Origin of the sequence: Cellulomonas triticagri (genome assembly GCF_003696205.1) — a bacterium.
Taxonomy (GTDB): domain Bacteria; phylum Actinomycetota; class Actinomycetes; order Actinomycetales; family Cellulomonadaceae; genus Cellulomonas; species Cellulomonas triticagri.
In genome coordinates this window covers 18860-32489 of sequence record NZ_RFFI01000040.1, presented here as the reverse complement: position 1 = coordinate 32489, position 13630 = coordinate 18860, and the positions used below count along the sequence as shown (strand labels likewise).

The following is a 13630-nucleotide window of genomic DNA, read 5'->3' as shown; positions in this document are numbered from 1 at the left end:
GGTCCCGGGCTCCCGGGTGCCGGTGCCGGTGGCGGCGGGGAGGCCGCCGGGCGGTGGTCGCTGCTGCCGCCCCGCGAGACCGACCCCACCCGCCGCGCGCACGCCCTCGCCGCCCAGCTGCTCGACCGGCACGGCGTGCTCACCCGGGCCGTCGCGCCCGCCGAGGGCGTCGCCGGGCAGTTCGCCCCGGTCTACCGGGTGCTCGCGGCCCTGGAGCAGGCCGGGCAGGTGCGGCGCGGGTACTTCGTCGAGCACCTCGGCGGCTCGCAGTTCGCGCTGCCGGGCGCCGTCGACCAGATCCGCGCGGAGGCGCGCCAGATCGAGCGGATCGCCGAGCAGTCCGTGCCCGCCGACGTGGACCGCGCGGTGGTCCTGCTCGCCGCGACCGATCCCGCCAACCCGTACGGGGCGGCGCTCGGCTGGCCGACCCGGCCCGACGCCCCCACCGGGCACCGACCGGGGCGCAAGGCCGGGGCGGTCGTCGTGCTGGTCGACGGCGCCCTCGCGCTCTACCTGGAGCGCGGCGGGCGCACCGTGCTCACCTTCAGCACCGACGAGCACGTGCTGCGGCTCGCGACCGCCCGGCTCGCGGACGCCGTCCGCGCCGGACAGCTCGGCCGCGTCACCCTCGTGCGCGCGGACGGCGAGGAGCTGCTCGCGGGCGGCGGGTCGGCCACGGCACTCGGCCGGGCGCTGGCCCTCGCGGACTTCGCCCCGACGCCGCGCGGGCTGCGGCTGCGAGGGGCCCGGTGACCGGGCGGAGTCGCCCCGGACCGCGCGCCGGGGGGTGCCGTGCCTGAGGGCGACATCCTCGCGCGCACCGCCCGCCGGCTCGACGAGGCCCTGGCAGGACGGGAGGTGGTCCGCTCGGACATCCGCTGGCCGACCGCCGCGACCGTCGACCTCGTCGGACGCACCGTGCTCGGCACCGCGTCCTACGGCAAGCACCTGCTCACCCGCTTCGACGACGACCGCACCCTGCACACCCACCTGCGCATGGACGGGTCCTGGCGGGTCGCCCGGACCGGCTCCCCGGGCGCGCGCGCCGCGAGCCCCGCCGTGCGGGTCGTCCTCGCCAACGCCACCTGGACGGGCGTCGGCGAGCTCATCGGGATGCTCGACGTCGTCCCCACCCGCGACGAGCACACCCTGATCGGCCACCTCGGACCTGACCTCCTCGCCCCCGACTTCGACACCGTCGGCCTGCCGGAGGCGCTGCGCCGGTACGCCGCGCGCGGTGCGACGCCCGTCTGCGAGGTGCTGCTGGACCAGACCGTCGTCGCGGGCATCGGGACGATCTACATGGCGGACTCGCTGTTCCTCGAGCGGATCTGGCCGTGGACCCCCGCCGCGGAGGTGCCCCACCCGGGCCGGCTGCTGCGCGTCGCCCGGGCCATGATGCAGCGCTCCGTGGGGTCGTCCAGCCCGTCGACCACCGGGGAGGTGTACCGGGGGCGCACGACCTGGGTGCACGGCCGGCTGCGGGAGCCGTGCCGCCGGTGCGGGGCACCCGTGCGGCGCGGGCTCGCGGGCCACCCACCGATGGAGCGGCCCGCGTACTTCTGCGGCGTCTGCCAGGCACCGCCCACCGCGACGACGGGCTGACTTGGCACGAGGCCGCGTCGCCCCCGACGCCGGGCGCGACGCGCTGCGCACGACGGGGACGCCGGTCCGACCGCGCCGTGGGGGCGACGACCGGGGAGGCGGCCTGAGCACGGCGAGATCCGGGCACGGCGTCGCCCCGACCCGGGCAACCGGGGCCGGCCCAGGACGCGACGACGCCCGGTCCGTGCCGCCGAGCGAGGGCGGACGCGACCGGGCGTCGTGGGTTCGGGTGGTGCTCCCCGGGGGGTTCAGCCGATCGGGGTGAGCTCCGGACGTCGCCGCCAGGTGCGGTCCTGGGCCGCCAGGGCCGACGCGAGGTCGGCCGGGACGGTGTCGGGGATCAGCAGACCCTCGGCGACGGCGATGCGGTCGCTGACCTCACGGAGGACGAGCGACAGCGGCGTGTCCAGCGCCTCGCAGATGCTGGCCAGCAGCTCCGACGACGCCTCCTTCTGCCCACGCTCGACCTCGCTGAGGTAGCCCAGCGACACGCGGGCGGCGGAGGACACCTCGCGCAGGGTGCGTCCCTGCCGCTGACGGGCATCCCGCAGCACGTCACCGATCTCTCGGCGCAACACGACCATCTGGCGTCCTCCTCTCTTGTCCCGATCCTGCTCCTGCCGCACCGTCGCGGTGCCCGCGGGGGCGTTCCGGACGACTGCGGCACCCTTGTGGCCCCGCTTGGGGAGGCTCCCACCGTACAGGTCGCCACCGACACGGGCAGCGTCGGGGCGGGGGGCGGGCCTGGTGTTCCTCACGACCTCCACAACGCGGTCGCGGCCCCGGGTGTTCCCGGGTCCTCCCCGGCCGGTGCGGCGGAGACGGCGGCAAGCGCCTCCCGGAGCACCGCGTCGCAGGTGGCGGTGCGGATCGCCGCCCGGTCCCCCGTCAGTGCGAGGGTGCGCACCACGGTGCCCGCGGGGGTGGCGACGGCGACGTGCACGGTCCCGGGTGAATTGCCGTCCTGCTGCTCCGGTCCAGCGACACCGGTGGTCGACAGGCCGACGTCGGCGCGCAGCAGCGGGCGCACCCGCTCGGCCATCTGCCGGGCGACCTCGGGGTGCACGGCCCCGTGCGCGGCGAGCAGCGTCGCGTCGACGCCGAGCACCTCGGCCTTGGCGTCGGTCGCGTAGGCGACGACTCCCCCACGCAGGGCGCGCGAGGCGCCGGGGACGTCCACGAGCCGGGCGGCGACCTGCCCACCGGTCAGGGACTCGGCGGTGGCGACGGTCCAGCCGCGCTCGCGCAGGGCCGCGAGCAGCGCGGCGGCGGTGCCGCCGTCGACCGCGACGGGCTCCACCCCGGTCACCGCGAGGGCGCGACCGCGTCCGGTCCGGCGCCGTGGTGCCCGGCGGACTCGTCGGGCGTGGTGGTGCCGGTCGCGGCGGCGTGCCGGGTGACCTCGGAACCACCGGCGGTGTGCTCGCGGTGCACCCGCACGGCGGTGCGCACGTAGTCGGCCCCGGTGACGAGGGTGACCACCACGGCGGCGGCCATGAGGACGCTCGCGGCGACGAGCGCGATCGTGGGCAGGCGGTCGAGCGGCAGCAGGAACGCGCCGACGGCCACGGACTGCAGGACGGTCTTGATCTTGCCGCCGCGCGACGCGGGCAGCACGAGGTACTTCAGCAGGAAGAACCGCATGACCGTGATGCCGAGCTCGCGCACGAGGATCGCGGCCGTCACCCACCAGCTGAGGTCGCCCAGCCACGACAGCGCGACCAGCGCGGCGCCGATCAGGGCCTTGTCCGCGATGGGGTCGAGCAGCTTGCCGAGGTCCGTGACCAGCCCGAGGCGCCGGGCGAGGTACCCGTCGACGCGGTCGGTCGCGGCGGCGACCACGAACAGGCCGAGCGCGACGAGGCGCCAGGTCAGGTCGTCGCCGCCGTCCACCAGGAGGGCCCAGGCGAAGAACGGCACGACGACGATGCGGGCCACCGTCACGACGTTGGCGACGTTCATCGGCGAAGGGCTGCTCACCCCGACAGACTACGGGGCCGAGGCGCCGCGGTCAGACCAGCGGGGCTCAGCGCAGGTCGTCGGCGTCGTCGAAGTAGTCGACGGCCTCGGGCGGCTCACCCGGCATCCGGCCCTCGGGCGCGGCGTACCGGTCCTCCCCCGCGGACGCGCCGCCGGGCTCGGGCTCGCCGCGCAGCATCGCCAGCGTCCCGGGCAGGTCGTCGGGCTGCACGAGCACCTCGCGGGCCTTCGAGCCCTCGGACGGGCCGACGATCTCGCGGGACTCCAGCAGGTCCATGAGCCGACCGGCCTTGGCGAAGCCGACGCGGAGCTTGCGCTGCAGCATCGACGTCGAGCCGAACTGCGAGGTGACCACGAGCTCGGCCGCCTGCAGCAGCAGGTCGAGGTCGTCGCCGATGTCCTCGTCCACCTGCTTCTTGGCGGCGGTGACGGTGACGTCCTCGCGGTAGACCGGCTTGAGCTGCTGCTTGACGTGCGCGACGACGGCGTGGATCTCGCTCTCGGAGACCCAGGCGCCCTGGGTGCGCATCGGCTTCGCGGCGCCCATGGGCAGGAAGAGCGCGTCACCCTGGCCGATGAGCTTCTCGGCGCCCGGCTGGTCGAGGACGACGCGGGAGTCGGTGAGCGAGGAGGTCGCGAACGCGAGCCGGGACGGCACGTTGGCTTTGATGAGGCCGGTGACGACGTCGACCGACGGGCGCTGCGTGGCGAGCACGAGGTGGATGCCGGCGGCGCGCGCGAGCTGGGTGATGCGCTGGATCGAGGCCTCGACGTCGCGCGGGGCGACCATCATGAGGTCCGCGAGCTCGTCGACGATCACCAGCAGGTACGGGTACGGGGCGATCTTGCGCTCGGAGCCCGGCAGCGGCTTCACCTTGCCGGCCCGCACGGCGACGTTGAAGTCGTCCACGTGCTTGAAGCCGAACATCGCGAGGTCGTCGTAGCGCGCCTCCATCTCCCGCACCACCCACTCGAGGGCCTCGGCGGCCTTCTTCGGGTTGGTGATGATCGGGGTGATGAGGTGCGGGATGCCCTCGTAGATCGTGAGCTCGACGCGCTTCGGGTCGACCAGGACCATGCGGACCTGGTCGGGGGTCGAGCGCATGAGGATCGACACGATCATCGAGTTCACGAACGACGACTTACCGGCACCGGTCGCACCGGCGACGAGCATGTGCGGCATCTTCGCGAGGTTCGCCGTGACGTACCCGCCCTCGACGTCCTTGCCCACGCCGATGACCATCGGGTGCTCGCTGCGCCGTGCGGCGCTGGACCGCAGGACGTCGCCGAGCGACACGGTCTCGCGGTCCGTGTTGGGGATCTCGATGCCGATGGCGGACTTGCCGGGGATCGGCGACAGGATGCGCACGTCGGCGCTGGCGACGGCGTAGGCGATGTTCTTGCTGAGCGCGGTGACCCGCTCGACCTTGACGCCCTTGCCGAGCTCGACCTCGTACCGGGTGACGGTGGGACCACGCGTGAAGCCGGTGACCTGCGCGTTGATCTCGAAGTTCTCCAGGACGCCGGTCAGCGCCTCCACGACGCGGTCGTTCGCGGCGGAGCGCACCTTGTGCGGCTGGCCCTTGGCGAGCGCGTCCTCGGACGGCAGCGTGTAGAGCACGTCGCCCTCGAGCATCGGCTGCTCGCCGCGCGGCACGCCCGTGGTCGGCGGGGCGACGGGGTCGGGGCGCGCGGCCGGGGCCTCGGCGTCCACGGCGGAGACGGCCTGCGTGGGCGCGGTCGGCGACCGGCGCGCGGGCTCGTCCTCGACGTCGTCCTCGGCACCGAGGACGGTCGTCGCGTCCTCCTCCTCGCGGCGCTTGCGCTCCACGAAGGCCGCGCGCTCGAACGCCTCGTCGCCCGCGTACTCGTCCAGCAGGTCGGGGTCGTCCGGGTCGGCGGCGGCCTTCTTCTTGAGCCGGTCGACCAGGCGGCGCCGTGCGGGCTTCGCCGGCGGCTCCTCGATCGCGGTGTGCCCGGCGTTGATGACCAGCGGGGCGTCGTCGTCCTCGACCTCGTCGTCCTCGCGGTGGTTGCCGGTGAGCCGGTCGTAGACGCCGCGCAGGCGCGGGCCGATCTGGTTCACCGGGGTCGCGGTGACGACGAGCACGCCGAAGAACGCGAGCAGCACCAGCATCGGCACGGTGGCCCACACGGTGACCAGGCTGACCAGCGGCGTGCCGACGAGGTAGCCGACGATGCCGCCCGCGTCGCGCAGCGCCTCGAACCCGCCGGACGGCGCGGGCAGGTCCTGCTGCACGTGCACCAGGCCGCAGGAGGCCAGCGTGATGGCGGTGACGCCGATGGCGATGCGGGAGTTCGCGGAGCCCAGGTCGGGGTGCCGCATGAGCCGGATCGCGACGCCGACCAGCGCGACCGGCACGGCGACGGCCACGCGGCCGAAGGTGCCCGCGGCGGCGACGTGGACGGCGTCGGCGGCCATGCCGTCGATGCCCCACCACTCGCGCACCGCGATGACGACGGCGAGGGCGAGCAGGAAGAACGCGGCACCGTCGCGGCGTAGACCGGGGTCGAGGTCGCGCGCCCCGCGACCGACGCGGCGGGCGGCGCCGCCGACGACGTGCGCGCAGCCCATCCACACGCCGCGGATCATCCGCAGCGGCAGGGCCGGGCGCGGCGGGGGTGGCGGGGTGGCCTTGCCGGCCTTGGCGCCGGACGCGCGGCTGCCCGAGGACGCGGTGCGCGCGCGGCTCCCCGCGGGCGCAGCACCGCGCGAGGCGGTGGTGGACGGACGGGCAGCCATGGTCCTCACGGTAGCCGTCACCGCACCGCCGGTCGCGGACCCGCGCCGCACGGACGCGTGTCGCGAGCACCACAGCCCCCGCACAGACGCCGGGGCCCGCCGGTCCGTGCGGACCGGCGGGCCCCGGGTGGCCGTGCCGTGCCGTGGCTGCGGGCCGTCAGGCCTCGACGACCACCGGGATGATCATCGGGCGACGGCGCAGGCGGTTGGACGCCCAGCGGCCGACGACGCGGCGCACGACCTGCTGCAGCTGGTGCGGGTCGACGGCCCCGCCGCGCGAGGCCTCCTCCAGCGCCGAGACGACGTCGGGGAGGATCGCCTCGAAGACCTTGTCGTCCTCCGCGACGCCGCGCGCCTGGATCTGCGGGGTGCCGAGGACCTTGCCGTCGGTGCTGCTGATGACGGCGAAGATCGAGATGAAGCCCTCGTCGCCGAGGATGCGGCGGTCCTTGAGGTCGGCCTCGGTGATGCCGCCGACGCTGGACCCGTCCACGAAGACGTAGCCGCACGGCACGGCGCCGACGACGGACGCCTTGCCGTCGACCAGGTCCACGACCACGCCGTCCTCGGCCAGCACCACGCGGTCGGCCGGGACGCCGGACTTCACCGCGAGGGCGCCGTTGGCGACCAGGTGCCGGACCTCGCCGTGCACGGGCATGACGTTGCGCGGCTTGAGGATGTTGTAGCAGTACAGCAGCTCGCCCGCGCTGGCGTGGCCGGAGACGTGCACCTTGGCGTTGCCGCCGTGCACGACGCGCGCGCCGAGGCGGGTCAGGCCGTTGATGACCCGGTAGACCGAGTTCTCGTTGCCCGGGATCAGCGACGACGCGAGGATGACGGTGTCGCCGATGCCGACCTGGACCTTGTGGTCGCCGTTGGCGATCCGGGACAGCGCGGCCATGGGCTCGCCCTGGGAGCCGGTGCACATGAGCACGAGCTCGTCGTCGCGCAGGTCGCCCATGCGCTTCTGGTCCACGAGCACGCCGTCCGGGACCCGCAGGTAGCCGAGCTCGGCGGCGATGCCCATGTTCCGGATCATCGAGCGGCCGACCAGCGCGACCTTGCGGTCGTGCGCGGCGGCGGCGTCGAGCACCTGCTGCACGCGGTGCACGTGCGAGGAGAACGACGCGACGACGATCTTGCGGGCGGACGTCGCGAACACGGAGTCCAGCACGGGGCCGATCTCGCGCTCGGGGGTCACGAAGCCCGGGACCTCGGCGTTGGTGGAGTCGACCATGAACAGGTCGACGCCCCGCTCGCCGAGCCGCGCGAACGCGCGCAGGTCGGTGATGCGGCCGTCGAGCGGCAGCTGGTCCATCTTGAAGTCGCCGGTGTGCAGCACGGTGCCCGCTCCGGTGGTCACGGCCACCGCGAGGGCGTCCGGGATCGAGTGGTTCACGGCGACGAACTCGCAGGAGAACGCGCCGATCTGCTCGACGTCGCCCTCCTTGACGGCGTGCGTCAGCGGCGTGATGCGGTGCTCCTTGAGCTTCGCCTCGACGAACGCGAGCGTGAGCTGCGAGCCGATCAGCGGGATGTCGGAGCGCAGGCGCAGCAGGTACGGCACGGCGCCGATGTGGTCCTCGTGCCCGTGGGTGAGCACGATGCCGTCGACGTCGTCCATGCGGTCGGCGATGTACTCGAAGTCCGGCAGGATCAGGTCGACGCCGGGCTGGTGGTCCTCGGGGAACAGGACGCCGCAGTCGATGATGAGCAGGCGGCCGCCGTACTCGAGGACGGCCATGTTCCGGCCGACCTCGCCGAGGCCGCCGAGGGCGACGACGCGCAGGGCGCCGTCGGGCAGGGCGGGCGGCAGGGACAGCTCGGGGTGCGGGTGGGACATGCTTCTCCTGGTCTAGTCGACGAGGACGTGGGCGATGCCGGCGGCCTCCAGGCCGGCGCGCACCGCCTCGACGTCCGCGTCCGAGGCGGCCACGTTCGGCAGCCGCAGGTGGCGGGACGGGATCAGGCCGAGGGACCAGACGGCGGCCTTGGCCGCGACCGCCTGGAACCCCTGCCCGTTCAACGCGTCGATCGCCGGTGCGATCGACAGGAAGATCTGCAGGGCGCGGGCGTGGTCGCCCGCGTCGTGGGCCGCGGTGAGCGCGGCGAGCTGCGGGCCGGCCACGTGGCCGACGACGCTCACGACGCCCGCGGCGCCGTGCGAGAGGAAGGGCAGGTACAGCGAGTCGTCGCCGCTGTACCAGGCGAGCCCGGTGCGGGCGGCCGCCTTCGCGGCGGTGTACACGTCACCGGTGGCGTCCTTCATCGCCACGACCCGCTCGTGCGCGGCGAGCACGTCGAGCGTGGGCTGGGCGAACCGGACGCCGGTGCGGCCCGGGACGTCGTAGAGCATGACGGGCAGCGGCGTCGCGTCGGCGACGGCGGTCACGTGCGCGACCAGGCCGTCCTGCGAGGGCCGCGAGTAGTAGGGGCTGACGACGAGCAGCCCGTCGGCGCCCGCCTCGGCGGCCTGCTCGGCCATCCGCACGGCGTGCACGGTGTCGTTGGAGCCGGCCCCGGCGACGACGGTCGCGCGCTCCCCCACGGCCTCGACCACGGCGCGCACGAGCTCGGCCTTCTCGGGGGCGTGCGTCGTGGGCGCCTCGCCCGTCGTGCCGTTGAGCACGAGTCCGTCGTGCCCGTGGTCCACCAGGTGCGACGCGAGCCGCACGGCGGCGTCGAGGTCGACCGCCCCGTCGGGGGTCATGGGCGTGACCATGGCGGTCAGCACCGCGCCGAACGGACGCGACGGGGTGGCGGGGAGCATGTGCCCACGGTACCGCCCCGGTCCCGGCCGCCGCGCACGGCGCCACCGGCGTGGACGCCCGGCGCCGGCACCGCGGGCACGGCGACGCCGGGCCCGGTGGGGCGGCACCCACCGGCCCCGGCGCGCGGGGCGGGCTGCTCAGGAGACGGCCTGCAGCCACCCCGTCAGCCGGTCGGGGCGGTCGGTGATGACCGCGTCCACGCCCAGGGCCACCGCGGCGGCCCAGTGCTCCGGCTCGTTCAGCGTCCACACCTGGACCTCGAGACCGGCGGCGTGCACCCGGTCCACCAGCCCCGGGTGCTGCACCAGCAGCGGCCCGTACGGGTTGACGGTCATGACGCCGAGGTCGGCGGCGACGGCCAGCAGGGCGTCGACGTCGGGGTAGGTCGCGTCCTCGGAGGACTCGGTTCCGTCCTCGCCGTGCCCGACGCGGAAGACCAGCAGCCCGCGGCGCAGGTCCGGGTCCGCCTCGGCCAGCGCCCGCACGGACTCCGGCCAGAACGACTGCCCGACCACCCGGTCGGCGAGGCCCGCCGCACGGATCGCCGCGGCGACGGGGCGCACCTGCTCGGTGGTCCACGGGCCCTTGAGCTCGAGCAGCAGGTCGATACCGGGGCGCCGCACCAGCAGCTCCAGCACCTCGTCGAACGTCGGCACGCGCTGCCCGGCGTAGGCGGCGGCGAACCACGAGCCCGCGTCGAGCGCCCGCAGGGCGTCCGTGGTCATCTCGGTGACGACGCCCTGGCCGTCGGTCGTCGCGTCCACGGTGTCGTCGTGGATGACCACCACCCCGCCGTCGGCGGTCGGCTGGATGTCGATCTCGATGCTGTGCGCCCCCGCGCGCCACGCGGCCTCGAAGGCCGCGAGGGTGTTCTGCGGGGCGACCGCGGAGTTGCCGCGGTGCGCCACCACCCGGGGGGCGAGCGCCCCGGAGCCGGGGCCGCCCGACTGGGCGACCCCGGCTCCGGTCAGGACCGCGTCGGTCACAGGTACGGCTCGACGTTCTCGCGGTACGCCGTCTCGATCTGCGGGGTGATCGACTCGAACGCGGCGGCCGGGTCGGTGTCCTCGAGGACGATCTGCTCGATCGCGTCGGTGAGCAGCGCGTCGGCGCCCGGGACGAACACGCGGATGTAGTCCTGCGCGCGGGCCTTGTCGGCGAGCTGGTCCACCGCGGTGCGGAACTGCGGGGCCGACTCGTAGACGGCCTTCATGGTGTCGGACTCGACGGCCGAGGTGCGGACCGGCATGTAGCCCGTGGCCTGCGAGAAGGTCGCGGTGTTCTCGGTGTTCGTGAGGAAGTTCAGGAACATCGCGGCGGCGAGCTGCTCCTCCGGGGTGCTGGAGGAGGAGATGGCCAGGCCGGTGCCGCCGGTCGGCGTGCCACCGCCCTGCGGGCCGTCGGGCAGGTACGCCGTGCCGACCTCGAACTGCGCCGCGTCGAGCGCGCCCTTGAGCGAGCCGGTCGAGCCGATCGTCGAGGCGATCAGGCCGGACGCGAAGTCCGCCATGGAGTCGTCCGCGGAGACGGTCGCGATGGCGTCGTCACCGTGGAACAGGCCGCGCAGGAACTCGCCGCCGGCGAGCGCCTCCTCGGAGTCGAGCGTGACGTCGAACTCGTCGGAGTACTGGCCGCCCTGGCCCCAGATCATGTTCTCGAACCACCAGGCGGACCAGGAGGTGCCGAGCGACAGGCCGAAGGGCGAGCCCTCGGCGGGGACCTGCGCCTCGAGGGAGGCGCTCCACTCCTGGAGCTGCTCCCAGGTCTCGGGGCCCTCGTCGGGCAGGCCCGCGGCCGCCCACATGTCCTTGTTGTAGTAGAACAGCGGCGTCGAGCGCGCGTACGGCGCGGCCCAGTGCTGGCCGTCGTACTCGTAGTCGCCGTACAGGCCGGGCTGCAGGTCGTCCGCGTCGGCGTCGATCGCCTCGAAGACGTCGTCCAGCGGCATGATCTGGTCGTTCAGGTGGTAGCGGAACCACCACACGTCGGACGCGATGACCAGGTCCGGCGTCTCGTCGGTCTGCGACGACGCCTGGAAGCGCTGGGCGACCTCGTCGTAGTTCGCGCCGGCGGTGACCAGGTTCACCGTGATGTCGGGGTTCTCGGCCTCGAACGCGGCGATGAGCTCCTCCTCCACGGCCTGGGACTGGCCGGGGTGGTTGCTCCACCAGGTGATCTCGGAGGCGGGCTCGACCTGCGACCAGTCGGTCGTCTCGGTCGTGGCCTCGCCCGAGGTCTCGGCACCGACGCTCGGGCCGCCGCACGCGGTGAGGGCGAGGGTCGTGCCGGCGATCGTCGCGGCCAGAGCGGCGGTCGCGCGACGGTGCTTGCGGGGGTGGGACACGGGTGTGCTCCTTCGGGGGGTCGTGCACCGCGGTGCGGTGCTCGGCTGACGGCGTGCGAGGGCACGACCGTCGGGGCGACCGGCAGGACCGGTCACGTCTGGGGGTGGGGTGGCGGGTGCCGCCGGGGCTGCTCAGCCCGTGACGGCGCCCGCGGTGAGGCCGGCGACGAGCCGGCGCTGCAGGACCAGGAAGACCACGAGGATCGGCAGCGTCACGACGACGGTGGCGGCGAGCAGCACGCCCCAGTTGGTCAGGCCGTCGATGTTCTGCAGCAGGGTCAGGCCGATCGGCAGCGTCATCTTGTCGGCGCGGTCGATCACGAGGAACGGCCAGAGGTAGTCGTTCCACTCGGTGACGACGGACACCAGGGTGACCGCCGCGATGGTCGGCGTGCTCATCGGCACCACGAACCGCCACAGCTTGCGCCAGTGCCCGGCGCCGTCCAGCTCCGCGGCCTCGAGGATGGAGCCCGGCAGGGTGAGGAAGTGCTGGCGGAACAGGAAGGTCCCGAAGGCGCTGGCCAGACCGGGCACGAGGATGCCCTGGTAGGTGTTGAGCCAGCCGAGGTCGGCGACCAGGGTGTAGTTCGGGATGATCGTGACCTGCGGCGGGATCATCAGCGTCGCGATGACCAGCCCGAACACGAACCTCTTGAACGGGAACTGCAGGAACACCAGCGCGTACGCGCAGGTGAGGCCGAGGGCCACCTTCAGCCCGGCGCCGACCACGGTCAGGCCGATGCTGTTCATGAGCAGGCGTCCCAGCGGGACCGTGCTCGCGGCCTGGGCGTAGTTGTCCAGGTCGGGCGAGCCCGGCAGCCACTGCACCGGGAACTGGTACAGCTCGCTCTGGTCCTTGAGGCTGGCGAGGAACATCCACACCAGCGGAGCGCCGATGACGATCGTCGCGAGGATCATCGTCAGGTAGCTGACGACGTGCGGGCGCTGGCGCCGGCCCGGGCGGGAGGACGCGGCCGTGGGCCGGACGTCGCCGCGGGTCGGGGCGGTGGGCGGGGTGCTCGTGGCGGCAGCCGGCCGCTTCGGGGTCAGGACGCTCATGCGTAGTGGACCTTCCGCTGGACGAACCGCATCTGCACCGCGGTGACCGCCAGCAGCACGAGGAACAGGACCGTGGCGACGGCCGAGGCGTACCCGGCGCGGCCGTTGACGAAGCTCTCCTGGTACACGGAGTACATGAGCGTCGTGGTCGACCCGAGCGGTCCGCCCTGGGTCATGGCCTTGATGATGTCGAAGGACTGCAGCGAGGCCAGCATCATCGTGACCAGCAGGAAGAACGACGTCGGGGTCAGCAGCGGCAGGATGATCGACCGCAGCGTCCGGAACGACGAGGCGCCGTCCAGGGCCGCGGCGTCCTTGAGGTCCTGCGGGACGGACTGCAGACCGGCCAGGTAGATCAGCGCGACGTACCCGAGGTTCTTCCACAGGTAGACGATGATCACCATGACCAGCGGCCAGGGGCGCTCGGTGTACCACTGGGGCGAGGACGCGCCGACCCAGCTCAGCACCTCGCGCATGAGGCCGTAGCGCGGGTCGAAGATGAACAGCCACAGGATGCCGACCGCGAAGCCGGACAGCACGTACGGCGCGAACGCCACCGTGCGGGCGAACCCGCGGCCGCGGAGCTTCTGGTTGAGCAGCACCGCCAGGCCCAGGCCCAGCAGCATCGCGCCGCCGACCGTCGCGACCGTGAACACCACGGTGGTCGTGGCGACCTGCGTGAAGTTCCGCGACGTGAACAGCTCGATGTAGTTGCCGAGGCCGATCTGGCGGGCGACGGGCGAGCCGAGGTTCCACTGGAGGGTGGACAGGTAGAACGACTCGATCAGCGGCCGGTAGACGAACACCAGCAGCAGGGCGATGTTCGGCCCGGCGAGCAGGAGGAACCAGAGCAGCGCCGACCGGCGGCGGCGCGACTGGAGCGCCCCGCGACGGCGCGGCGCCACGGGGGGCGCGGCCGCCTGCGGCGGGGCGAGGACGTCAGCAGTGGACACGGGGAGGGATCCGCTTCGGGGAGGGGACGGGGAGACTCGGGTCCGCTCCGTCGCGGCCCTGACCACTCTGCGATGGCCTGCCACCCGGATCGAGCCATCCGCGACGACGTTCCGCCGCCCGTCGGGAAGTGTTCACCGACGTCGGCTCGTGGTC

The 13630-nt window shown here is 73.9% G+C and carries 12 protein-coding genes; 2 read left to right on the top strand and 10 right to left on the bottom strand.

Annotation, left to right across the window (positions count from 1 at the left end):
* The coding region (locus EBM89_RS21175; RefSeq protein WP_439647176.1) for an Lhr family helicase at positions 1–753 on the top strand (753 nt) is incomplete at its 5' end.
* A 39-nt stretch (positions 754–792) separates the two neighbouring features.
* Positions 793–1605 carry a DNA-formamidopyrimidine glycosylase family protein gene (locus tag EBM89_RS08985; RefSeq protein ID WP_122149103.1) on the top strand — a complete coding sequence of 271 codons (813 nt, stop codon included), beginning with the start codon at positions 793–795 and terminating at the stop codon, positions 1603–1605.
* A gap of 248 nt (positions 1606–1853) precedes the next feature.
* Here the strand turns inward: EBM89_RS08985 and EBM89_RS08980 are convergent, their stop codons facing one another.
* The 10 genes from EBM89_RS08980 to EBM89_RS08935 all read right to left on the bottom strand — a co-directional run bounded on the left by EBM89_RS08980 (position 1854) and on the right by EBM89_RS08935 (position 13476).
* Complete coding sequence (locus tag EBM89_RS08980; RefSeq protein WP_122149102.1) at positions 1854–2189, bottom strand: helix-turn-helix domain-containing protein; 336 nt, start codon at positions 2187–2189, stop codon at positions 1854–1856.
* Between the two features lie 170 nt (positions 2190–2359).
* Complete coding sequence (locus EBM89_RS08975) at positions 2360–2914, bottom strand: CinA family protein (protein ID WP_439647175.1); 555 nt, start codon at positions 2912–2914, stop codon at positions 2360–2362.
* Complete coding sequence (pgsA, locus tag EBM89_RS08970; RefSeq protein WP_122149101.1) at positions 2911–3567, bottom strand: CDP-diacylglycerol--glycerol-3-phosphate 3-phosphatidyltransferase; 657 nt, start codon at positions 3565–3567, stop codon at positions 2911–2913. Before pgsA ends, EBM89_RS08975 begins: the two co-directional genes overlap by 4 nt.
* 64 nt (positions 3568–3631) lie before the next feature.
* Positions 3632–6349, bottom strand: a complete 2718-nt coding sequence (locus tag EBM89_RS08965) for an FtsK/SpoIIIE family DNA translocase (RefSeq protein WP_122149100.1) — start codon at positions 6347–6349, stop codon at positions 3632–3634.
* Between the two features lie 157 nt (positions 6350–6506).
* Entirely contained in the window at positions 6507–8192 is a 1686-nt protein-coding gene (locus EBM89_RS08960) for a ribonuclease J (RefSeq protein WP_122149099.1), read from the bottom strand.
* A gap of 12 nt (positions 8193–8204) precedes the next feature.
* Positions 8205–9119: a 4-hydroxy-tetrahydrodipicolinate synthase gene (gene dapA / locus EBM89_RS08955; protein ID WP_122149098.1), complete on the bottom strand. Its 915-nt coding sequence runs from the start codon at positions 9117–9119 to the stop codon at positions 8205–8207.
* Between the two features lie 138 nt (positions 9120–9257).
* The gene (locus tag EBM89_RS08950) at positions 9258–10106 is read right to left on the bottom strand and encodes a glycerophosphodiester phosphodiesterase (protein WP_233571640.1); all 849 of its coding nucleotides are present in this window, start codon (positions 10104–10106) and stop codon (positions 9258–9260) included.
* Positions 10103–11464 carry an ABC transporter substrate-binding protein gene (locus EBM89_RS08945; RefSeq protein ID WP_122149097.1) on the bottom strand — a complete coding sequence of 454 codons (1362 nt, stop codon included), beginning with the start codon at positions 11462–11464 and terminating at the stop codon, positions 10103–10105. The genes EBM89_RS08950 and EBM89_RS08945 overlap by 4 nt, the downstream gene beginning before the upstream one ends.
* A gap of 132 nt (positions 11465–11596) precedes the next feature.
* Positions 11597–12523 (bottom strand): carbohydrate ABC transporter permease, encoded by a 927-nt coding sequence (locus EBM89_RS08940; protein ID WP_122149096.1) that lies wholly within the window; start codon positions 12521–12523, stop codon positions 11597–11599.
* Positions 12520–13476, bottom strand: coding sequence for a carbohydrate ABC transporter permease (locus EBM89_RS08935; RefSeq protein ID WP_122149095.1), 957 nt, complete (start codon positions 13474–13476; stop codon positions 12520–12522). Before EBM89_RS08935 ends, EBM89_RS08940 begins: the two co-directional genes overlap by 4 nt.
* Between the last annotated feature and the right edge of the window lie 154 nt (positions 13477–13630).

Excerpts from the sequence above, each read along its gene's own strand:
- EBM89_RS08980 (WP_122149102.1), bottom strand. The coding sequence starts at position 2,189 with ATGGTCGTGTTGCGCCGAGAGATCGGTGACGTGCTGCGGGATGCCCGT.
- dapA (WP_122149098.1), bottom strand. The coding sequence starts at position 9,119 with ATGCTCCCCGCCACCCCGTCGCGTCCGTTCGGCGCGGTGCTGACCGCC.
- EBM89_RS08940 (WP_122149096.1), bottom strand. The coding sequence starts at position 12,523 with ATGAGCGTCCTGACCCCGAAGCGGCCGGCTGCCGCCACGAGCACCCCG.
- EBM89_RS08960 (WP_122149099.1), bottom strand. The coding sequence starts at position 8,192 with ATGTCCCACCCGCACCCCGAGCTGTCCCTGCCGCCCGCCCTGCCCGAC.
- pgsA (WP_122149101.1), bottom strand. The coding sequence starts at position 3,567 with ATGAACGTCGCCAACGTCGTGACGGTGGCCCGCATCGTCGTCGTGCCG.
- EBM89_RS08965 (WP_122149100.1), bottom strand. The coding sequence starts at position 6,349 with ATGGCTGCCCGTCCGTCCACCACCGCCTCGCGCGGTGCTGCGCCCGCG.